The sequence below is a fragment of the Nostoc sp. genome (genome assembly GCF_036917635.1).
GTDB lineage: Bacteria > Cyanobacteriota > Cyanobacteriia > Cyanobacteriales > Nostocaceae > Nostoc.
In genome coordinates this window covers 1-21,158 of sequence record NZ_JBALCW010000065.1, presented here as the reverse complement: position 1 = coordinate 21,158, position 21,158 = coordinate 1, and the positions used below count along the sequence as shown (strand labels likewise).

General features: G+C 42.0%; 18 protein-coding genes. 10 read left to right on the top strand and 8 right to left on the bottom strand.

From position 1 onward, the window contains the following. Positions 1-424: 424 nt before the first annotated feature. Positions 425-583, bottom strand: coding sequence for a hypothetical protein (locus V7K32_RS16405; protein WP_334994895.1), 159 nt, complete (start codon positions 581-583; stop codon positions 425-427). Positions 584-669: 86 nt separating this feature from the next. On the opposite strand from V7K32_RS16405, the gene V7K32_RS16400 reads away from it, so the two are divergent. Beyond that, positions 670-1,746 (top strand): sensor histidine kinase, encoded by a 1,077-nt coding sequence (locus V7K32_RS16400; protein ID WP_334994894.1) that lies wholly within the window; start codon positions 670-672, stop codon positions 1,744-1,746. A 105-nt stretch (positions 1,747-1,851) separates the two neighbouring features. Further along, positions 1,852-2,526, top strand: coding sequence for a response regulator transcription factor (locus V7K32_RS16395; RefSeq protein ID WP_334994893.1), 675 nt, complete (start codon positions 1,852-1,854; stop codon positions 2,524-2,526). Between the two features lie 271 nt (positions 2,527-2,797). On the opposite strand, the gene priA is transcribed toward V7K32_RS16395, so the two are convergent. Next, positions 2,798-5,389, bottom strand: coding sequence for a primosomal protein N' (gene priA / locus V7K32_RS16390; protein WP_334994892.1), 2,592 nt, complete (start codon positions 5,387-5,389; stop codon positions 2,798-2,800). Between the two features lie 798 nt (positions 5,390-6,187). Here priA and V7K32_RS16385 point away from each other — a divergent pair. From V7K32_RS16385 to V7K32_RS16370, 4 genes are all read left to right on the top strand, one after another. After that, positions 6,188-7,360 carry an RpoD/SigA family RNA polymerase sigma factor gene (locus V7K32_RS16385; protein WP_334994891.1) on the top strand — a complete coding sequence of 391 codons (1,173 nt, stop codon included), beginning with the start codon at positions 6,188-6,190 and terminating at the stop codon, positions 7,358-7,360. A 324-nt stretch (positions 7,361-7,684) separates the two neighbouring features. After that, complete coding sequence (locus V7K32_RS16380) at positions 7,685-8,191, top strand: GNAT family N-acetyltransferase (protein WP_334994890.1); 507 nt, start codon at positions 7,685-7,687, stop codon at positions 8,189-8,191. A gap of 480 nt (positions 8,192-8,671) precedes the next feature. Continuing rightward, positions 8,672-9,007 carry a cytochrome c6 PetJ gene (gene petJ, locus V7K32_RS16375; protein WP_334994889.1) on the top strand — a complete coding sequence of 112 codons (336 nt, stop codon included), beginning with the start codon at positions 8,672-8,674 and terminating at the stop codon, positions 9,005-9,007. Positions 9,008-9,154: 147 nt separating this feature from the next. After that, a complete protein-coding gene (locus V7K32_RS16370) occupies positions 9,155-9,451 on the top strand; it encodes a hypothetical protein (protein WP_334994888.1) in 297 nt (98 codons plus the stop codon). Between the two features lie 177 nt (positions 9,452-9,628). Here the strand turns inward: V7K32_RS16370 and V7K32_RS16365 are convergent, their stop codons facing one another. Continuing rightward, positions 9,629-9,772 carry a hypothetical protein gene (locus tag V7K32_RS16365; protein WP_334994887.1) on the bottom strand — a complete coding sequence of 48 codons (144 nt, stop codon included), beginning with the start codon at positions 9,770-9,772 and terminating at the stop codon, positions 9,629-9,631. 95 nt (positions 9,773-9,867) lie between these two features. Between V7K32_RS16365 and V7K32_RS16360 the strand changes: the two genes are divergently transcribed. Continuing rightward, complete coding sequence (locus tag V7K32_RS16360) at positions 9,868-10,284, top strand: hypothetical protein (RefSeq protein WP_442938754.1); 417 nt, start codon at positions 9,868-9,870, stop codon at positions 10,282-10,284. A gap of 172 nt (positions 10,285-10,456) precedes the next feature. On the opposite strand, the gene V7K32_RS16355 is transcribed toward V7K32_RS16360, so the two are convergent. Next, complete coding sequence (locus V7K32_RS16355; RefSeq protein ID WP_334994886.1) at positions 10,457-10,933, bottom strand: cupin domain-containing protein; 477 nt, start codon at positions 10,931-10,933, stop codon at positions 10,457-10,459. Between the two features lie 94 nt (positions 10,934-11,027). On the opposite strand from V7K32_RS16355, the gene V7K32_RS16350 reads away from it, so the two are divergent. Next, positions 11,028-11,387 (top strand): winged helix-turn-helix transcriptional regulator, encoded by a 360-nt coding sequence (locus V7K32_RS16350; RefSeq protein ID WP_334994885.1) that lies wholly within the window; start codon positions 11,028-11,030, stop codon positions 11,385-11,387. Positions 11,388-11,873: 486 nt separating this feature from the next. Here V7K32_RS16350 and V7K32_RS16345 read toward each other — a convergent pair whose 3' ends face one another. The 3 genes from V7K32_RS16345 to V7K32_RS16335 form a co-directional block, all read right to left on the bottom strand. Continuing rightward, entirely contained in the window at positions 11,874-12,515 is a 642-nt protein-coding gene (locus tag V7K32_RS16345) for a DUF4082 domain-containing protein (RefSeq protein ID WP_334994884.1), read from the bottom strand. A 285-nt stretch (positions 12,516-12,800) separates the two neighbouring features. Then, the gene (gene ptsP, locus V7K32_RS16340) at positions 12,801-15,311 is read right to left on the bottom strand and encodes a phosphoenolpyruvate--protein phosphotransferase (RefSeq protein ID WP_334994905.1); all 2,511 of its coding nucleotides are present in this window, start codon (positions 15,309-15,311) and stop codon (positions 12,801-12,803) included. 134 nt (positions 15,312-15,445) lie between these two features. Continuing rightward, entirely contained in the window at positions 15,446-15,751 is a 306-nt protein-coding gene (locus tag V7K32_RS16335; RefSeq protein WP_334994883.1) for a hypothetical protein, read from the bottom strand. An 825-nt stretch (positions 15,752-16,576) separates the two neighbouring features. Here V7K32_RS16335 and ligA point away from each other — a divergent pair. Both ligA and V7K32_RS16325 read left to right on the top strand, forming a co-directional pair. Then, positions 16,577-18,613 carry an NAD-dependent DNA ligase LigA gene (gene ligA / locus V7K32_RS16330; protein WP_334994882.1) on the top strand — a complete coding sequence of 679 codons (2,037 nt, stop codon included), beginning with the start codon at positions 16,577-16,579 and terminating at the stop codon, positions 18,611-18,613. 49 nt (positions 18,614-18,662) lie between these two features. Then, positions 18,663-18,893: a DUF6737 family protein gene (locus tag V7K32_RS16325; RefSeq protein WP_334994881.1), complete on the top strand. Its 231-nt coding sequence runs from the start codon at positions 18,663-18,665 to the stop codon at positions 18,891-18,893. 228 nt (positions 18,894-19,121) lie between these two features. On the opposite strand, the gene V7K32_RS16320 is transcribed toward V7K32_RS16325, so the two are convergent. Continuing rightward, positions 19,122-20,606, bottom strand: coding sequence for an SIMPL domain-containing protein (locus V7K32_RS16320; RefSeq protein WP_334994880.1), 1,485 nt, complete (start codon positions 20,604-20,606; stop codon positions 19,122-19,124). Between the last annotated feature and the right edge of the window lie 552 nt (positions 20,607-21,158).

The window sequence follows — 21,158 nt, the reverse complement described above, 5'->3', positions numbered from 1 at the left end:
ATTTTGAGCAAAATTAGGTATTGATAGGGTGCGTTACGCGAAATCTTAACGCACCAAACCCTTAAGAATGATGCCGTACTCTCGCAGCTATACACCCTACTAGTTAGGATTATTTGTTTATACAATAGATTATCAAAGTTTGCTACTTTCAAAGAATATAAATATCCCAGAGAATTTTATGAAAGGGATTACGGTTTGGGAAGGTTGTGGTAAATACTCCACCCATTAAGGATAACTACTTAGTACCGCAAGGCGGAAGTCAGCCCCAACCCTTGGGGACGCACTCGCTAACGCGGAAGTCAAAAGTCAAAAGTCAAAAGTCAAAAATTTACCAAGCCCATAAATAAATTTACTTGCTCTGTACCTTTTTATTTCTGGTCAACAAGAGGAAAAGGGGCATTGGGAATTGGTCAATAATCAATAGTTATTCTTCCCCTGCCTCCCCTGCTTCCCCTGCCTCCCCTGCCTCCCCTGCCTCCCCTGCCTCCCCTGCTCCCTCATGTCCTTTTTGCATCTGAACAATCAGAATTATCGGGTTAATGGTCAAGTTAACATTTGCAGATATAGATTGCTGATAAATCATAATCGCTGAATTAAATAATTGTAAAGATTGTAGGATAACGATTTTTTAGTAAATCAGAAATGAAGATATTAAATCGATTAGTGGCTATGAAAGAAGCTATAAACGAGCGTGGGGAGACTTATGGGCTAATAGCCCTCGCCTTTGCGATCGTGATAGTCTTGGAATATTTAACACCACCTGAGTACGTATTTGGCTACCTCTACACAGGGACAATTTTGTTAGCAGATTCACGATTGAATCGGGGTGCTGTATTGGGGATCACTCTTGCAGCTACAGGCTTAACATTATTGAATTTGTTTATTCCCGGAAGAGAAATGGTTCATCTCCCAACATTGGCAAATAGGTTGATTGCAGTATTAGCATTGGTGGTAACGGGTTGGTTAAGCGATCGCAACCACCGAAATGAAGAAGCGATCGCTTATACTCAAGCACAATTACGCTCCCAAGAACAACTAGCTACCATGCGCGAAGATTTTGTTTCTACCCTAACGCATGATTTGAAAACACCCTTATTAGGAGCAATTGAAACGCTGAAATATTTGCAAAATGAGCAATTTGGTGAAATCACGCCAATGCAAGCAAAAGTCTTACAAACAATGGCTCGTAGTCATCGCAGTACATTGCAATTAGTCCAAACGCTTTTAGATGTATACCGCAATGATGCCGAAGGGTTGAAACTACAGTTATCACCTGTTAATTTGGCAACTGTGGCAGAGGAGGTAATCGCCACCTTGACTGAACTAGCCAAAACACGTCAGGTTTATATTTCTCTCCACTATGGCGAATCAGATTTTCGCAGCTTTCTTTGGGTAAACGGCGATCCTTTGCAACTGGGGCGCGTCTTCACCAATCTCTTGAGTAATGGCATAAACCATACCCCTCGTGGCGGTAAAGTAGAAGTAGTGCTTGAAAGTTATTCTAGCGATCAAGTAGTAAAAATACTCGATACTGGTTCCGGCATTACCGAAGAAGAGTTACCCCACTTGTTTGAAAGGTTTTATCAAGGACATAGCGATCGCCACGTCTCAGGATCTGGACTAGGGCTTTATTTGACCAGGCAAATTATTACCGCTCATGGGGGTACAATTTGGGCAGAGAATCGCTCACCACGAGGCGCACTGTTTGGTTTCCGCCTCCCTGCTTGTCCACCACCGGGGAGATGAGGAGGGGCAGGGGAGGCAGGGGAGAATAATAACTCCTAACTCCTGACCAATGACCAATGACTAATAATAAATGACCAATGACCAATGACCAATGACTAATAATAAATGACGAAAATCTTACTTGTTGAAGATGATGAATTGTTTCGGCTTGGTCTGCGGATGCGGTTGCAACAAGAAACCACTTTGGAGATTGTCGCAGAGGCAGAAGATGGGGAACAAGCTGTAGAATTAGCAAATCACTATCCCCTGGATTTGGTGTTGCTGGATATAGGTTTACCGGGAATTGGCGGGATTGAGGCTTGTCGCCAAATCAAGCAGAAGCACCAAAGTTTACCAATTCTTGTTTTAACCTCTCGTTCTGAAAAACCCCTTATTTCCCGGTTAATTGCCGCCGGGGCGCAAGGTTACTGTCTCAAAGGTATTCCGGCTGAGTCTCTGATATTAGCAGTGCGATCGGTTGCAGCAGGGGCTTCTTGGTGGGATCAAACGGCAACAACAGAAATTAGAGCAGCTTTTGAGGGCAATTCTACTATGGTGCTGCCTGCAAAAACTGAGGAATCCCTAGAAAATCCCCTAACCAAGCGAGAACAAGAAATTTTGGCACTCGTAGCAACTGGGAAAAGCAATCAAGAAATTGCTGAAATTCTCTACATTGCCCCTGGTACAGTGCGAGTTCATGTCCATACTATTTTACAGAAACTAGAAGTACGCGATCGCACTCAAGCCGCAGTTTTAGCGATCCAAAAAGGATTAGTAGCACCAGAATTGTTAATTAAGTAGATTAAAATTCAAACTTAAAAATTCAATCTTAAAAAATTAAACTTGTTTCGTCCGACTTTGTAAAGCTGATGAAATGGCAAATCTGACTATTCAGCAGTTAAGCAAAGTCTTGCTCTTTTAACTGGAATTCATGCATCAACTTTGAAACAAGATTATTTGATTATTTATACTATTTCACTTTAATAATGATACAAATACGCCAGTAGGGCATGGCAATGCCATGCCCCTACAAGAAACCCTGCCTCTTTTTCAATCTTTTAGCCCAAGAAAATCACATAATATTTAATGGGTCTACATCTATTGTCAAACTCACAGATGAAGGACAAAGCGATCGCACTTCTTCCCAATCTGGCAATTGTGGCAATGCATCGGGGGCAAATTTAATCAATATCTGCCAGCGATAACGATTAGCTACCCGCAAAATACTTGCTGGTGCTGGGCCTAATATCTCAAATTCTTCTTCTGTACTCAAGGTTGTAGCAATTATTTGCGCGGTGTTTTGCACCTGAATGGGATCGAGACTACTTAAGCGCAATAAAATTAACCGCCCGTAAGGGGGATAATTTAGCGCTAGACGTTGTTCTAATTCAGCTTGAGAGAAAGAGTGATAATCGTGCGATCGCACTGCTGCAATTACTTGATGTTCTGTAGTATAAGTTTGTATAATCACCCTCCCCGGATCATCGCCTCTACCAGCACGTCCAGCGACTTGAGTCAAGGTTTGAAATGCCCGTTCACTGGCGCGATAATCTGATAAATTTAGCAATCCATCGGCGGCGACAACGCCCACAAGTGTCACTTGTGGTAAATCCAATCCTTTGGTGAGCATTTGCGTACCGACTAATAAATGCGCTTCGCCGTTGGCAAACTGGGTGAGTAGGGTACGGTGTGAGCCTTTGTTGCGGGTGCTATCACTATCAAAACGAATATATTTTAAGTCCCGGAATTGTCGTTCTAGTTCCTGTGTTACTCGCTGAGTACCGCTACCGAAAAATTTTAAGTAAGGGGAACTACAATCGGGGCAGAATTTGGGGTGCGATCGCGCATAATTACAATAATGGCAGCGCAATAATTCCGGCGCTTTTTCTTCGGTGTGGTGATAGGCTAACGACACGTCACAGTAGGGACATTCCAACACATATCCACAACTGCGGCAAGATACAAAAGTACTGTGTCCCCGCCGATGGATAAATAAAATTCCCTGTTGTTTTCTCTCTTGCAACTCTTGCAAAGCTTCTTGCAGCGATCTACTAAATATAGAACGATTTCCCTGCTGCAACTCTTGCCGCATATCCACTATTTCCACGGGCGGTAAAGGGCGGGAGTTGATGCGTTCGGGCAAACTTAAGTAATAACTTCTACTTCCTGCCTTCTGATTTAGGAGTGATAAATTAAGATTTCTTTCTTGTCCCCCCTCTCTGCTTGCTGCGAGGGGGCTAGGGGGTGAGGTTCCGACACTTACCCAACTCTCCAACGAAGGCGTAGCGGAACCCAACACCAAGGGACAATTTTCTAACTCTGCTCGCCATTGGGCGACGGTACGGGCGTGGTAGGTGGGTATAGGTGAGTCTTGTTTAAAGCTGCTGTCGTGTTCTTCATCTAAAATAATTAAACCCAAGTTGGGCAAAGGGGCGAAAACTGCACTGCGCGTACCAATGACAACTTGAGGTTCTCCTGTGAACATTTGTCGCCAAGTGTCGTAACGTTCACCATCGGAGAGGGCGCTGTGATAGACGTTGACTTTATTACCAAAACGGGCGCGAAAACGATCGGTTAGCTGGGGTGTTAGTCCAATTTCTGGGACTAAAACAAGGGCGGATTTGCCGACTTTGAGCAGAGGTGCGATCGCTTGCAAATATACTTCGGTTTTTCCTGAACCTGTTACCCCATGCAATAAAACTTCAGCAAATGTATCTAGTGTCTGAATTGTTTCTAAGGCGCTAGCTTGAGCAACAGTTAAAGATTTAGCCCCATCGCCTGCTAATGCTGGCCCCTGTTCGGTTCGCAATACTTCCCGTTCTTCGATGACGATGTAACCTTTTTGTGCCAACGTCTTGAGGATGGAAGAACTAGCATTGCAAATTTGCAACAATTCATTTTGCCACAACTCTCCACCATGTCGCCGCAGCACTTCCAAAATCTCTCGTTGGCGAGTAGTTAAGTCGTGGTCAATTGTACCTGTAAGCGTGACTGCTTTTTGCAGTTTTGGTCGAGTTAGTCGTGGCGGTTCTAAATAGCTTTCTACTAAACCAAATCGCAGCAACTCCCGAATTCCCCGATAGGCAGATTTGACTTTTTGTTGGATGTAGACAAAACTGTAGTCCCCAGCCGATTGCGCTTGTAAAAGTTCCCAAACTTGCCGCGCAGTTGGAGTCAAAAAAGCTAAAGGATCGGGAGATCCCAGTAAATAACTACTTCCCCCTACCCCTCTGCCTCCAACAAGGCGGATACGACGCTGCGATCGCCCCAGCAACCCTGGTGGCAGAGCAACCCGGATCACTTGAATTAAAGGCGTATAGTAATATGCAGCGACTCGATTGAGTAATTCCCAATAAGCACTCGGGAAAAATCCAACGCTGACTATATCTTCTACTTCCCGGATTTTTTCTGGTGGTAAATCGACATTTGGTTGTGCCAGTAACCGAATTGCGATCGCTCCTAATTGTTGCGATCCAAATGGCACGCTCAAAATATCCCCTGGTTTTATTTCTAACTGGGCTGGCAATCGATAAGTAAATAGTCCTGTACTTCCTGGACAGTCTACCAGTACTTCAACCCACCTATTAAGAGTTCTACCTGACTGGTATGATTCACTAGCTTGGGCTACTAATAAAGGAGATAATTTTACGTCATTAATATACATAGTTTCTGACTTTATAGTTAGATATTTACCTGACATAGCTGGTCAAAAATAACCTAGCTAAATTAAGTCTATTTTTTTATTTTATTAGGCTTAAATTGTATTTCCCAATACTGTTATCCTTCATAATACTTGATAAGTTTCCTCTTATGTAATCTACTAGACAAATTCGTATCAACTATACATGCAATAAATATTTGGTACCCACTATACAAATAAAAGCATGTCAGCCGTTTATGCAACAGTTACTCTATCTACTAAATAGGGAGTAGCCTTTTTCCGCCTATCGATAGATATTCAACCCTTTCTGTATATGAGATGCTTTTATACAAATAAGAATATCTTGAAATTAAACTGCCATTATTATAATTTCTCTCATCTGGGGAACTTTAAATCGGGAATGGATAACTCCAGCACCAGGTTTGTAATTTATCCAGTGACTTCTAAAGGATAAACATTAAAAATATTTATAAAAATATATGAAAGTTTAAGATATTTGGATGGTTAGCTGAAATTTATATGTTTGTTAAGGTTGAGAAAGTTTGAGGGGGTTTGACATATTTGGTAATTCAGAAAAAAATGAAGAATATAATCTGTTGGTAGCCTGAGAAGAAAGTTTTGTTGGGTGCGAAGGCCAGTTTCGTTATAGGTTGTATCTAACTGTAACCCATAGGTGTTAGGTAGGTGCCAATTTTCATTCCTGAAGTTAAATTAGCATAAGCCTGTATTTCGCTATATAAACGGGTGCATTCGTCCCTTAGGGAAACTACCAAGCCTCAAACGATCAGCTGTAACTAAATTATGTACCAAACAAAGCAACAATCCCTAAAGGAAACTATGAATATTGTTGAATTAGGAGAAATGGAAATACTGGAGAATACTGCTGATATTGAAGAACCATTACTCGATATTTTAGAAGCAGTGGCAGATGAAGAGACTCCAATTATAGTAGAAAATCTGGAATCAGACGAACGCGACGGGGATGATATGGCTGCGGCTCGTCCATCGGGATACAATAAAACCGAGCATGATGATGCCGTCGGCGCATTTTTTAAAGAGATGGCGCGTTATCCGCTGCTAAAAGCTGATGAAGAGGTAGAGTTAGCGCGGCGAGTTAGGTTTCTAGAAGAAGTTAGGCAATTACAAGCAGCCTTAGAATTAAAACTAGGAAAGGAACCTAGCAAGGTAGAGGTGGCTTCCGAGCTAGAAATGACGGATAAGCAATTAGAAAATCGCTTGTATCAAGGTAGAGTAGCGAAACGCAAAATGATTCGCTCTAATTTGAGATTGGTAGTTTCTATTGCTAAACGATACCTAAATCGGGGAGTGCCTTTCCTGGATTTAATTCAAGAAGGAGCAATGGGTTTAAATCGTGCTACAGAAAAGTTTGATCCTGATAAAGGATATAAGTTTTCGACTTACGCCTATTGGTGGATTAGACAAGCGATTACCAGGGCTATAGCTAATGATGCGCGGACAATCCGGCTACCTATTCATATTGTTGAAAAGCTTAACAAGCTGAAAAAAGCACAACGAGAACTCAAGCAAAAACTTTGTCGCAATCCTACTGAAGGAGAAATGGCAGAAACTTTAGAAATTAGTGTACAACAACTACGTCAGCTACAGCAGCTACGTCGTCAAGCACTTTCTCTCAACCACCGCGTCGGTAAAGAAGAAGACACGGAATTGATGGATTTACTAGAAGATGAAGATAACCTGTCTCCAGAAGCAAAAATGAATGAAAACATGATGCGTCAGGAGATTTGGGAAGTCTTGGGTGATGTGTTAACTCCACGAGAAAAAGATGTAATTTCTCTACGCTATGGTTTGACAACCAGCGAACCCTGTACCTTAGAAGAAGTTGGCAACATGTTCAATCTTTCTCGTGAGCGAGTGCGACAAATTCAAAGCAAAGCCATGCGAAAATTGCGCCGTCCCCACATAGCCAAACGTTTAAAAGGTTGGTTGATTTAATTACATCTACGAAGATAGATTAGCTTCATTAACGAACATGGATCAAATAAAGTGCAAAACTTTAAATCTAGGATGGTGCGTTACGCTACGCGATAATGCACCCTACTAGATTTTAGGTGCGTTAGGACAAATGCCTGTAACACATCTTACAAAACTTGCTCTTTATTAAATCCACATGCGTAAGGAATGAAGGCGAGCTTGGCTCTCGCAAATTGCAAAAACAGGGCGTTTTGTACCTTTTTTCGGCTTTTCTTTAGCCATTAGTCAAAAAAAATTGCCCAGTTACCTATAGACTATGAACTATGAACTATAGAGTATAGACTAATGACTTCGCATAGCAATTTGATTGTGCGTTTTGCTGAACCAAATGATTACAGCGTACTGTTTAAATTAATTCAGGGGCTGGCTGAGTATGCAAAATTATCTCACGCTGTCACCGGCAATGCTCTGGAACTTAAAGAGCATTTATTTGGTTCACACAAATATATAGAAGCGATTTTAGCAGAATCTGCGGGTCAAGCTGTTGGTTTTGCCCTATTTTTTCATAATTATTCAACATTTCTGACTAAGCCAGGAATTTATCTGGAAGACTTATTTGTTTTACCAGAATATCGCAGGCAAGGTATTGGTAAAGCTCTCCTGACTAAATTAGCTCAGATAACTGTAGAACGTGATTGTGGGCGCTTAGAGTGGAGTGTGCTGGATTGGAACGAATCAGCCCAAGAATTCTACCGTAGTATGGGAGCTTCTATATTAGATGATTGGCGAATTTGTCGTGTTACAGGCGATATGCTTACTCAGTTAGGGGCTGTTAAAAGAATTCACAATTGATAAATTGATAATGACGCTCTTACCTAAGGGACTTCCAGGAAATAAATTATCCAATCTTGTGGGGTGGGCAACTTGCCCGCCTTTGACTATGGGCGGGCGAGACGCCCACCCCACAATAAATAGTTGTATATTTTTTTATTTGGAAGTCCCTAAGTTCGTAGTAAGGACTTTAGTCCTTATTTTCTAATACCAATTTTCAGTAAGTTTGCACTTAATAATTACCCCTTCTCACTTAGCGTACTTGGCGTTAGCCTGTGTTTTGGTGCTGTGCGTCTACATTTAATAAATATTACTTGCATCTTTAGAGAGAATTGGTATAAGCACGCTTTGTACTTACTACAAACTCTGAAGATTCAAAATTCAAAAACTTGATAGCGAAGTTTGACAGCTTGTCATTTGACTATAGCAGCGCCTCAACTGACAATTATGGAGGATATCGCAGCGAATAAGCTGTTATTGGAGAGAGAGAGAGAACACGAAATGAAAAAAATTATTACAGTGATGCTGTTAGGCATAGCAATCTTCACCTTTGCCTTCAGCAGTCAAGCTTTGGCAGCAGATGCTGTTAGTGGAGCTAAAGTATTTAGTGCTAATTGTGCCTCTTGTCATGCGGGAGGTAAAAATCTGGTTCAAGCTCCGAAGAACCTGAAGAAGGATGCTTTAGAAAAGTATGATATGTACTCAGCAGAGGCGATTATCGCCCAAGTTACAAAAGGTAAAAATGCCATGCCTGCTTTCGGTAGTCGTTTAAAAGCTAACCAGATTGAAGATGTAACTGCTTATGTACTTTCACAAGCAGATAAGGACTGGAAGTAGACTAAAATCTAACTTCAATAATTAACAATTTGCGGGGCTTTTTGTCCCGCTAATTTTAAGGTTGCCGAAATTGTCAAATAGGATGCTGATACCAATTTTGAATTTTAAAACTTAAAATTTACTTTTAATCTAAAATATAAAATTTAGATGAGAGCCAAAATTGAAAATCAAATACTTTTTATCCACCACGAAGATTTACCAGAGTTTAAGAAGGGTGGTTCGGTGGTGAGAAACTCTTATTTCTGGGGGCTACGTTCAATTGCTGGTAAAGCTTCGCGTTATCGGGATTGGGAATACGAACCGGAGGTTTGGCTAGCGCTTTCACGAATGCTTTTGTCGTTCGCTGAATCTGGATATTTGGGTCTTAGAGAAACTTTGCTGGAGTTTCCTTTATCTCAAGGGGAAATTCCTAATTTGCTGCGAGATGTATCCACTTTTGAGTAGAGTTGCTGCCGTGAGTATAGCAGGGGACTGGGGACTGGGGACTGCGCTCAGTGCATCGCTGGGGACTGGGTTGAAAGTCTGTTTGTATATAGGTTTAATCATCAGTTAATGTCCTAACCTTCTTGTCCGTTGCTATATCAAAAAATATGTAAAATATGCGCGATGCAGATAAGTGTTTCAGATGGAAGCTTGATACTTCATAAATAGTACAAAAGCTTTCAATAAATTCTTTCGTAATACAGCATTTGCTTGTTGAGCGATCGCATCTCTTGCTGTAATTAATATTACATTACCAAAATAATGCTTGAACTCATCAGGCACTCAAATGAGGTTCAATCCGTCACAATTAGCCATTATGGCCAAACTTTGGTTAACAGTAGTGCTGAAGTAAGGGTAGTTGTGAGAAGACAATTAAAATGCACCAGTTAGTGGAGGAGAACAACGTGAAAGTAGCGATTATTGCTAAAACATTACTTACATCTATATGTTTGTTAGGTTTATTTACCCCAAGTCAAGCATCGGCTCAACTTATACCGCAACCTTGGGTTTCAGTCGGTGGAAAAGATGGTGATGTAACTTATGCTGTAGGAGCTAGGGCTTTAAATTTTGGGGTTGAGCTAGGAACTGGTCCTGATGGTGCTACTGGAGTAGATGTTTTAAAATTTATCAGTTTACCTGTAATTTCACCTTATGTAGGAGTTGGACTTTATTCAGAAGATAAAGGTGTTGCAGTTTCAGGTGGGGTTCAGGTAAGTGCTACTAATAACGTTTTTGTTGGTGCTGGTTACAATTCTATTCGTGGGTTTAATGGGCAACTAGGAATAAGATTTTAACAGTAATCAGTTTAAAAGGTGAAGCGGCAGGGGTAATTCAAGATGCCCGTAATTTCCAGCAGATGCTTAATCGATTGCAACAGCTTAAAAAGGAGCTAAACCAACTGAAACTAGAAAGCTTGCAAAAGGAAATTTAAAAGGGTATTGATTGTTATGCCGCGATCGCTTTACATTAAATCTGCTGTTTGCCAACCCAACTAACTCGCTTCTGAACACCAAAGCCATCTTGAATGGTATGGTCGGGGTAGGAATTTACTCGTGACTGAATCACAATCCAGCACAAATCCTCAGCATTGGAAGTATTTCGCATACAGCGTTCTCCGTCAGGATCTACTCGCACAACGGTTCCTTCACCTACAGGAAACACACAATCATCGACTTGAAACTCTCCTTTCCCCTGAACAAAGATATAAATTTCCTCATTTAAACGATGCTTGTGATAGAAAGGCAGGGATGTCTTAGCGGGAAGGTTGTTAAACGAAATTTCGGTGCTTGAGAGATCAAGAATCTGCTTCAAAAATATCTTTCCCTCTAACTTTATAGGGGCTTCTGGAGTCTCAAAGATAAACTGCCGCAATTGAGAAAATAGTCCCAAATCAGCCACAGCAAAGTTTTGCCCAGTTCTAGCAGTTGGTGCGACTTGAGCCACGATCACCTCATTCAATTTTTAAGTTGCAAACTGCAAGTTAGTATAATGGATATTACTTGTAAAATGCAAGTAACCTGCAAATTTAGTTTTGCCAATGACCCAACCTCGCCGTTCACCCTGTCCAATCGCTTGTTCGCTTGATTTAATCGGCGATCGTTGGACACTTCTGGTTATTCGAGACATGATGTTCTTTGGAAAACAACGTTTTGAAGAGTTTTTAGAATCCCCTGAAGGAATTTCAAGCAATATTCTGGCAAATCGCCTTAAGTCTCTCGAAGAGATGGGCTTGGTGGAGAAACAGCCATACAGCAACCATTCTCGTCGAATGAACTATCAATTAACAGAACGAGGAAAAAGTCTTCGCTCTGTACTAAAAGTGATGACTGCTTGGGGACTAAAGCATATTTCTGACACAAAGATTCCCGATGATGAGCAGTCTAGCAGTTTACACTGATTTTCGTTTTTGTTGGTGCTGGTTACAATTCTATTCGTGGGTTTAACGGGCAACTGGGAATAAGGGACTTCGAACTAAAAAAATATCCCATCGCTTTGGTAAGCAGGGGGAGCAGGGGGAGCAGGGGGAGCAGGGGAGCAGGGGCAGCAGGGGCAGCAGGGGCAGCAGGGGCAGCAGGGGCAGCAGGGGCAGCAGGGGGAGGAAGAATCTAATGATCATCTTTGCTCCAAAATTGAATAATTTAATTTCTGGAAGTCCCTAAGATTTTAATAGTTACCAGTTAAAGGACTTCCAAGTGATAAAATATTCAATTATTTATTGTCGGGTAGGCATCTCGCCCGCTATATCAACTGGGCGGGCTTTTGGGCCTACCCCACAAGATTAGAATTCAGCTATTCTGAATACAGGAGTAAAACACGCTTTATACCTGGGTAACAGACGAATCGTTGTGTATCTGACTTTCCTTGAAATCTGCTGTATTTATTTTTAGCTTTTATACAAAGCACTCTGTTGCTTTTTGCACTTGGTGGCTGAAACACCAATGAAACCAATGAAAGTCATTAGACCTAAGACAGAGGTTGGTTCAGGAACGGATTGGATTCCAAAACTATCATCAGAGTATGTGCGGAATGTGTAATCATAACGTGGGAATGATTGAAACCCTCTGTTTGCATAGACTTGGCCATTTGGATAAGGATTGTTAGTATCACCAGCGATCGCTAGATCACTGGGCGACTGAAATATGAGGTATAAAGTCTTATTTGGTGTAACAACTACGGGGTTCCAAAATACTTCTGTCCATGCATTGGGAACCTGTCCGAGTGCTATACCACTTGCTAAAACCTTTCCTTGAGCATTCCACAAGGATATTTTAATGTCACCAACTGTTCCAACACCCTTTGTAAGTTTTATGCCAGCACCTGCAACATTATTCGCTGTTGGTTTGAATGATTGGGCTAAGTCTGACTGCGAAAAATATGCCATCTTTGCATTAATGCTAGGCTGTTCTTGATCGATAAACAGTGCAGCATTTGCCGACTTAGCTTCTAACCCAATAAAAGCAGCTGCTACTGCCGCTCCAATAGCAGCAGTTGACAATTTTTTTACACTTTTCAAACTTAGTACCATTGTTTTTACTTTTAAAGACAATTTTTTGTCTTTTCGGTTATGTTTCAGTATGTATATTAATATATACATGTAATCTTTAAAAAACTATTGTAGTGAATTTACATAAATTTTATGAAAAAAGCTATTAGTATAGAAAACTTTGAGGATTAAAATTGATATGTGACAACGGTTACAAAGATATTTATAACGTTTATAAAAACTATTTTTATATTTAAAGGAATAATGAAGTATATTATGATTTGGTTAAAAAATTAAAGATACAGGGAACAAAAAATATATAAGTATTTAGTCCGGAGGAATAACTGAAGTTGACATTAGTTCTCTGACATGCTCTGCGGAATCTTGTTGTAATGCTGATGCCACGATCGCTTCACTTTCAACTATACAAAACCTAGCGATCGCCTGTTTGACTCTAGGTATACTTTGAGGATTCAGGCTCAATTCATCCAGCCCTAAACCTAATAAAATTGGTGTTGCTAAAGTATCTGCTGCCAATTCTCCACATAATCCTACCGAAATCCCCGCCGCATGGGCAGCTTGGATAGTTTGCTGCACCATTCGCAACACGGCTGGATGTAGCGCATCAACTAAATTTGCGACGCGGGGATTAGTGCGATCGCTAGCCATGATGTACTGACTCAGGTCGTTAGTCCCTATACTAAAGAAGTCTACTTCAGCAGCTAACTGATCTGCGATCGCAACTGCTGCCGGTACCTCTACCATAATTCCTACTTTCATCGCTGCATCAAAAGAAATACCAGCTTGATTTAATTCAGCCTGCACTTCAGCTAAAATTACTTTAGTTGCACGTACCTCAGTTACACTGGCAATCATTGGCAAGATGATCTTAATTTGGTGTCCGACACTGGCTCTCAAAATTGCCCGTAACTGAGTTTTGAACAAATCTAGATTAGCTAAACAGAAACGAATTCCCCGCCAACCTAAGAAAGGGTTTGCTTCTGGTAAACCTACTCTTAGATAAGGAAGTGTTTTATCACCACCGACATCTAAGGTACGAATAATTAGCGGACGATTATCTAAAACTTGCGCGATCGCCTGATACACTTCTAGTTGTTCTTCTTCAGTGGGGGCGCTTGTCCTATCTAGATAAAGAAACTCGGTGCGGAGTAATCCCACACCTTCTGCACCGCTAGCCACCGCAACTTGCACATCACTTATACTACCAATGTTGGCGAAAACGCTAACTTGCCGACCATCACGAGTAATTGCTGGCTGGTGTGCTGTAGCTCGTGCTTGGTGTTGGGCAGTTTGCCAAGCTGACTGCTTTGCTGCCAGTAAATCTAGGATATGTGATTCTGGTTCTACCCAAGCTTTGCCACTTTCACCATCAATTGCCATTAGTGTACCATCTGCTAAGTGCAACACCTGGGCATCTACTCCCAAAACTGCGGGAATACCCAATGTTCGGGCGATAATTGCGCTGTGAGAAGTGGCACTACCTGAAGTCGTACAAATACCCAACACCTTTGTCGGATCTAGTCTAGCGGTATCTGAGGGAGTTAAATCAGTTGCCACTAAAATTGCAGGTTTCTGAAGATGCAAGTTAGCAGGGGCATTCCCAGATAATAATCGCAGCACCCTTTGCCCGACATCCACAACATCGTCAACTCGCTCTTGCAAGTAAGAATCCTCAAGTGTACGGTAAGAAGTCGCTACTTCATCGACTACGGCTTGCCAAGCTGCTTCAGCATTTATATGGTGTTCTAAAATGCGTTGGTGAGCGGCTTCCAGCAATACTGGATCTTCTAAAAATAGTAGTTGGGCATCGAAGATGGCGGCTTCAGCGTCGCCAATTTGCAGAGATGCTTGGGAAAAAACGGCTTGGATTTCTTGTCTGGCGGTGTGAATTGCTGTCTGTATTCTTTCCCACTCTATATCAGGATTATCTACGTGATATTCCGTAATAGAAATGTGGGTGGATTGATAATGAACAACAGGTGCGATCGCTACTCCAGCAGAAGCAGCAATTCCCGAAAGTTCGCCGTGAGTTGTTGGTGTAACTTGATGGTGAAGTGCTGGTGGAGAATTCAAAGCAACATTATCTTCACCAAAATTATTTGCGAATAATGCCTGTAATGCTTCTAGTGCCTCATCTGCATCAGAACCAGTGGCAGTAATCAGCAATTCGTGTCCTTGACGCACCCCTAAAGTTGTAACTTGGTTAATACTGTCACCCCTGACTAGCTCAGTATTCCTAGTTAAATTCTGCACCAGAATTTGCGATTGAAACCGGGCTGCGGTTCCCACAAACTGCGCTGCGGGACGAGCGTGTAATCCTAAGCGATTGCTCACAATCAGCCGGATTTCTGGCGTTGGTGATTCTAGATTGGTTGTTGTTGGGGTGAGAAGTGACAAACTACTACTAACTAGACCCAATTGAGTTGCTTTTGCTAAGAGTGCGCCGCGTGCTTCCGCCATGACTTGGTGAATATCTCTACCAGATGCTGCCGCCACTACAGCAGCGATCGCACCTTCTACTAGAGGTGCTTCACATAAATACACTTTTTGCTGTTGTGCTTCTGAAAAAAACTCGATTGCCATTTCCGCACTTAGCAAAGCACTACCCAAATCCATTAATACCAAAACACCATCATCAGAGAAAACAGAAGCGATCGCTTCATAAACCTGAATCGGATCTGTACCCAATGGATTTTCTGGATCTTCAATACCTGCTGCAATAGCGATAGGAACTTGGCCTTGAATTATCTGCGCGGCGAGTTCCCGCACACCCAAAGCTAGTTGTTTACTGTGAGAAACGATGACAATTCCAATCACTGCCACACCGCCAAACTTGTTAAGAGGTTTGCGTTTAGCTAGTTATCCCTTTCATTTTCCCATTCCGCACCGCTAAAAATAGCGCTTATCTTGATTACAATTGCAACTGCCCGAAAATATTCCAGTCTTTCCAGCTAGAAATCCGAATGAAAATAGCCTTCTTTTACGGAAATACCTGGTGTCCATTCATAAACTCCATTCCTAGCGGTACGGGAAGAAATGTTTTGGATAAGTTTGTTCCCATCGTACAACTTAATCGAGACATCGCCGTTAAGATTATCCCGCCACAATGTTAAATAAGGCTGATCCTTTTTTGGAAGTACTTTCTTCCCTGGCTGACCGATCAAGATTTTTGGTGCAACCTGATTTTTAGTTTTCTTACGGAATCCCAGATAATCAGATAGGTGACGGAAGGCAGGATTTTCTTGTGAATTAGACAACAGACTTATTTAATTCAGGACTTACGCTTTCAAGGCAGTGAAAGCCCTGATTTCCCGTAGGGGCAATTCATGAATTGCCCCTACATTTCGTACCTAATGCGTAAGTCCTATAATTAAATAATTCGTAATACTTCGGCTCCGCTCAGTACAAGTTCGTAATTCGTAATAGAGCCTCCGGCAGGCTTTGCGTTAAGCGAAGCTATGCCGTAGGCTTTACGTAATTAAGTTTTGTAATGGTGATTTAACCCCAACACAAAACTTGCTTATTTTTTGAACCAGGGGACTTCAACCCACGGAACTTGTTAATTTTGATAACTATAATTAACAGCAACTTTACTCTCTAGAGTCAAGTCTTGCAACGATTATCAGAAAGTTGGGTGACTTGGATTAGCGGACTCTAGCTAAGGGTATGCTTGCTAAGGGACTTCCAAATTTAAAAATATCCAAAAATCTCATATAACAATCCTCTTTCCTCTTCCTATCTCTGCGCCCTCTGCGCCTAATAAGGTTCGTTTTATTGGATAATTTATTTTTTGGAAATCCCTAAACAGATGCTTGATGTTCAAAAATCAGATATGAATCCTATAGATACAGGATTAGTAGTAATACTAAACCTCTTGCATAAATCAAAAAAAAAGAACCCCACCCCGCATTTGAGTAAACTTACGCTCCCCTCCCCAAAATATCGGGGAGGGGTAGGGGGTGGGGTGTTAGGGACTTTTGCAAAACTGATTTAGTTAAGTGGGGATGAAACAAGAATCTCCCACTACATCTTTATAATTAGCAGTGAGAGGATCAATTGCTAGGTATTTTGTAATAAGTCTAATGACCCAGATTAAGCCTGAAGTAAAGCGCACAGAAGAATTGCGCCAGTTATTGCAACAAGCAAGCTTCGCTTATTACGTTTTAGATGCTCCAATTATGGAGGATGCAGTCTATGACCAGTTATATCGAGAATTGCAACAACTGGAAATTCAATATCCAGAATTGGCGACTCCGGATAGTCCGACTGTGCGCGTGGGTGAGCTTAAGCATACGCAGTTTACCTCGGTGCGGCATAATATCCCCCTGTACAGTCTAGAGAATGCATTTAATATCGATGAATTGCAAGCCTGGGATCAGCGTTGGCGCCGACAAGTACCGAAAATAGACTCGGTGGAATACGTCTGTGAACTCAAAATTGATGGTTCTGCTTTGGCTCTTACCTATGAAAATGGCATTCTAGTAAGGGGTGCAACTAGGGGTGATGGGACAGCGGGTGAAGATATCACCCAAAATGTGCGGACAATTCGCTCAATTCCCTTGCGTTTGAATTTTGAAGGGTTAGAAATTCTAGAAAGGGTGGAAGTCCGCGGCGAGGGGTTTTTGCCGTTGGAAGTATTTAAACAAATTAACCAGGAAAGACAAAAAGCAGGTGAGCAATTATTTGCCAATCCTCGTAATGCCGCATCTGGTACACTCAGACAACTAGACTCGCGGATTGTCGCTAAACGGCGATTAGATTTCTTTGGCTACACCTTGCACATTCCTGGTAGAGATGACACCAGTATTGCCAACACCCAATGGGAAGCATTGGAGTTATTGGAAAAGATGGGTTTTCGAGTCAACCCCAACCATAAATTGTGTGCCTCGATCGCAGAAGTGGCAAAATATTATGAATACTGGGATACGGAACGGCTGAATTTACCCTACATGACTGATGGGGTAGTAGTAAAGCTGAATTCTTTTAAACTTCAGGAACAGCTAGGGTTTACCCAGAAATTCCCTCGCTGGGCCATCGCTCTAAAGTACCCAGCCGAAGAAGCACCCACTCGTGTAGAAAATATTGCTGTAAATGTCGGACGAACCGGGGCGTTAACGCCGTTAGCCGAAATGCGCCCGGTGCAACTGGCGGGGACAACAGTTTCTCGCGCGACTTTACATAATAGCGATCGCATTACTCAATTAGACATCCGCATTGGCGATACTGTCATTGTCCGCAAAGCTGGGGAAATCATCCCAGAAGTGCTGAGGGTATTAAAAGAACTCCGCCCCTCTGACACTGAACCTTTTGTTATGCCCACCCATTGCCCAGTCTGTGGTCAACCAGTGGTGCGAGAATCAGGTGAAGCGGTAACTCGCTGCGTCAATGCTTCCTGTGCAGCGATTCTCAAGGGTTCCATTGAACATTGGGTAAGCCGTGATGCCTTGGATATTAAAGGCTTGGGGGAAAAGCTGGTACATCAACTCGTTGATAAAGGTTTGGTACATTCCGTTGCCGATTTATATGAGTTGACACAAAGCAAATTGTGTGCATTAGAAAGGATGGGGGAAAAGTCGGCAGAGAAATTAGTGGATGCGATCGCTCAATCGAAAAACCAACCTTGGTCAAGGGTATTGTATGGTTTAGGCATCCGTCACGTTGGCAGTGTGAATGCCCAATTGTTGACTCAGAAATATTTCACTGTAGACCAATTAGCGACAGCAAAGCAATCAGATATTGAAGGAATTTACGGTATCGGTGCTGAAATTGCCCAATCTGTGTACCAGTGGTTTCGCATTGATGCCAACCAAAGGTTAATAGAACGCTTACAAGCAGAAGGATTGCAATTAGCTGCCACAGAGGAAACAAAAACAGTTGGTGATCGTAATCAAAAGTTCGCAGGTAAAACTTTTGTAATTACCGGAACATTGCCAACCTTAAAGCGAGATGAAGCGAAGGCTTTGATTCAAAAAGCTGGTGGGAAAGTGACTGAATCAGTGAGTAAAAAAACAGATTATTTGGTACTAGGAGAAGATGCAGGTTCCAAATTAGAAAAAGCGCTTTCCTTGGAAATTACGCAATTAAGCGAGCCGCAGTTGTTGGAGATGCTTGAAGATTGATGTATATTTGGCCAACTCGTCACACTCATATCAATACTAAATAAAATCAATGTCTGAACAAAAGCCCGTAAGTCCCTGGAACTATAAACCTTGGTGGTGTCAACCCTGGTCTATAGTTCTCACAGGTGTAACCCTAATTAGTGGTAGCTGGTTACTATTTAAAACTATCTGGCTAACAGTTCTCATCTCCATCCCTGTAGTGACATGGATGGGGTTTTTTGTGTTGTTTTGGCCACAACTAATGATTCGCAGTGGGATTTTGGAGTCGTATAAGGACTAATTCGAGTCAAACGTCCGAATTATTCCCATGTTTATCGCCTAGTTGTTTGGCACGAGGCGCGACTACACCGCGCCCTCCCTTAGGGACTGACAAGAAATAAATTATCCAATCTTGTGGGGTGAGCAACATGAGCCTTTGGTTACTGGGCGCTCATGTTGCCCACCCGACAATAAATAGTTGGATATTTTTTTATTTGGAAGTGCCTTGTGACATTTGCGTAAGCCCTGATTAAGCAGAACGCTGCAATCCATTAAGAGCTAGATCGAAAGTACCTGCTGAATTTGCAGAATAAGCGATATCTAGAGAAACACTACCTTCTATCGTCTGAGTGCCACCAATTAAAGGAGTTCTAGTACCTGTTGCAAAAGCTTTATCTGCTACATTAAACACCAAAGGAGATGGGCTAGGATTGTTAGCTGAGTTAATATCAATGTCAATAATCTTTCCTGGGGTTAACTTCAAGGTACTAAAAACAGTCTGAGCCTGAGCTTGGGCGTCTTTAACCGCTTCGCTAAGAACCTGCAAACGTGCCTGCTGCAATGCTTTGTCTGAGGCAGTGAAGCTTATATTCTGTATTAAATTCGCCCCTGCTTGGATAGCTGTGTCAATTGCTGCCCCAGCTCGAGCCGTTGGTAACTCAAACTGAAGTGTGTTGAGTTCTGTAAAGCCAGTTAGGATTTGACTATCATTATAGACGGGATTTAGTTGAATAGATGTAGTTTGAAGTTCTTGCGCCCCAAGCTTTTGCAGCACATCAACTACTGCTGTTGAACGTTGAGCAGTTTTTTCTTGAACTTCGGTTGCGGTTTTTCCGTCTACTTGAATCCCCAATTGCACCTCAGTTAAAGTAGTGGGAACAGTGACTTTTCCTTGACCAGTAACTTTCAATATCTGAGCATTATTTGAATTAGTGCTACCAGTCAGGGGATCGACGATCGCAACAGCCTGCTTACTCGCACCTGTGAGATTATCAGTAGCCGAAGCGAGAGTAGCTGCTGAATTTGGAGAATAACTGATATCTAGAGAAACACTACCTTCTATGGTCTGAGGACTACCAATTATAGGAGTTGTAGCAATTTTTGCAAGAGCGTTATCTGTTGCATTAAACACCAAAGGAGATGGGCTAGGATTGTCAGCTGAGTTAATATTAATGTCAATAATGTTTCCGGGGGTTAACTTCAAGGTACTAAAAACAGTCTGAGCCTGAGCTTGGGCGTCTTTAACCGCTTCGCTAAGAACCTGTAAACGTGCCTGCTGCGATGCTTTGTCTGAGGCAGTGAAACTTATATTCTGTATTAAATTCGCCCCTGCTTGGATAGCTGTGTCAATTGCTGCCCCTGCTCGAGCCGTTGGTAACTCAAACTGAAGTGTGTTGAGTCCTGTAAAGCCAGTTAGGGTTTGAGTATTATCTTTATAGCTATAGACGGGATTTAGTTGAATAGATGTAGTTTGAAGTTCTTGCGCCCCAAGCTTTTGCAGCACATCAACTACTGCTGTTGAACGTTGAGCAGTTTTTTCTTGAACTTCGGTTGCGGTTTTTCCGTCTACTTGAATCCCCAATTGCACCTCAGTTAAAGTAGTGGGAACAGTGACTTTTCCTTGACCAGTAACGTTCAATATCTGAGCAGTGTTTGGATTAGTGCTACCAGTCAGGGGATCGACGATCGCAGGAGCCTGCCCACTCACAACTGTGAGATTATTTGTCTTAGCCATTTTATTATCCTTGCTTAAATGATGTTTGAAACCTGTTGATGTTTTAATCTAACAGGATGTTTGAAAACTAAGAAAGACCACTCAACGGTATCCTGTCCGTAGAAAAAATACTTAAGTATGACAGCGTTACGAGAGCCATGAATCCATCATACCTAATTAACTTTCATCGCCGCAGTGGCAATTGCTATCGGCACTGATTTCACCAGCTAGAAAAGGCAGTATAAAACCCAGTGTTGACATGTCAGAAGTAGTGAATGCAATCTTTTCACGCCGCCATCTGCGACTTAATGTTACGTAACAAGTTCGTCGAAATTAAAAGGGTCATAATTGTAGTAGTTAAGGCACTTTTGCCATCTGGTAAGTAGGTCAAATTAAATATAAAACCTCACTCTCAATCCTTCTCCTTATTATTGTCGGGGTCAGCCGGATTGAGGGTGAGGTTTTATCTTATATTTAATTACTGTGCGTTCGCTGATTTTGAGGCAGTAAAAGGAATTAATTGCTTTATCGGTAAGGGTTAAGACGATTTTTCAAGCAAAGGTATTATGAGAG

Bases quoted from the DNA above. Each gene is read 5' to 3' on its own strand.
- V7K32_RS16400 (WP_334994894.1), top strand. From the start codon at position 670: ATGAAAGAAGCTATAAACGAGCGTGGGGAGACTTATGGGCTAATAGCC.
- V7K32_RS16370 (WP_334994888.1), top strand. From the start codon at position 9,155: ATGAGAGCCAAAATTGAAAATCAAATACTTTTTATCCACCACGAAGAT.
- V7K32_RS16345 (WP_334994884.1), bottom strand. From the start codon at position 12,515: ATGGTACTAAGTTTGAAAAGTGTAAAAAAATTGTCAACTGCTGCTATT.
- V7K32_RS16385 (WP_334994891.1), top strand. From the start codon at position 6,188: ATGTACCAAACAAAGCAACAATCCCTAAAGGAAACTATGAATATTGTT.
- V7K32_RS16325 (WP_334994881.1), top strand. From the start codon at position 18,663: ATGTCTGAACAAAAGCCCGTAAGTCCCTGGAACTATAAACCTTGGTGG.
- V7K32_RS16360 (WP_442938754.1), top strand. From the start codon at position 9,868: ATGCACCAGTTAGTGGAGGAGAACAACGTGAAAGTAGCGATTATTGCT.
- priA (WP_334994892.1), bottom strand. From the start codon at position 5,389: ATGTATATTAATGACGTAAAATTATCTCCTTTATTAGTAGCCCAAGCT.
- V7K32_RS16395 (WP_334994893.1), top strand. From the start codon at position 1,852: ATGACGAAAATCTTACTTGTTGAAGATGATGAATTGTTTCGGCTTGGT.
- V7K32_RS16380 (WP_334994890.1), top strand. From the start codon at position 7,685: ATGACTTCGCATAGCAATTTGATTGTGCGTTTTGCTGAACCAAATGAT.
- V7K32_RS16320 (WP_334994880.1), bottom strand. From the start codon at position 20,606: ATGGCTAAGACAAATAATCTCACAGTTGTGAGTGGGCAGGCTCCTGCG.
- petJ (WP_334994889.1), top strand. From the start codon at position 8,672: ATGAAAAAAATTATTACAGTGATGCTGTTAGGCATAGCAATCTTCACC.
- ligA (WP_334994882.1), top strand. From the start codon at position 16,577: ATGACCCAGATTAAGCCTGAAGTAAAGCGCACAGAAGAATTGCGCCAG.
- V7K32_RS16350 (WP_334994885.1), top strand. From the start codon at position 11,028: ATGACCCAACCTCGCCGTTCACCCTGTCCAATCGCTTGTTCGCTTGAT.
- V7K32_RS16405 (WP_334994895.1), bottom strand. From the start codon at position 583: ATGATTTATCAGCAATCTATATCTGCAAATGTTAACTTGACCATTAAC.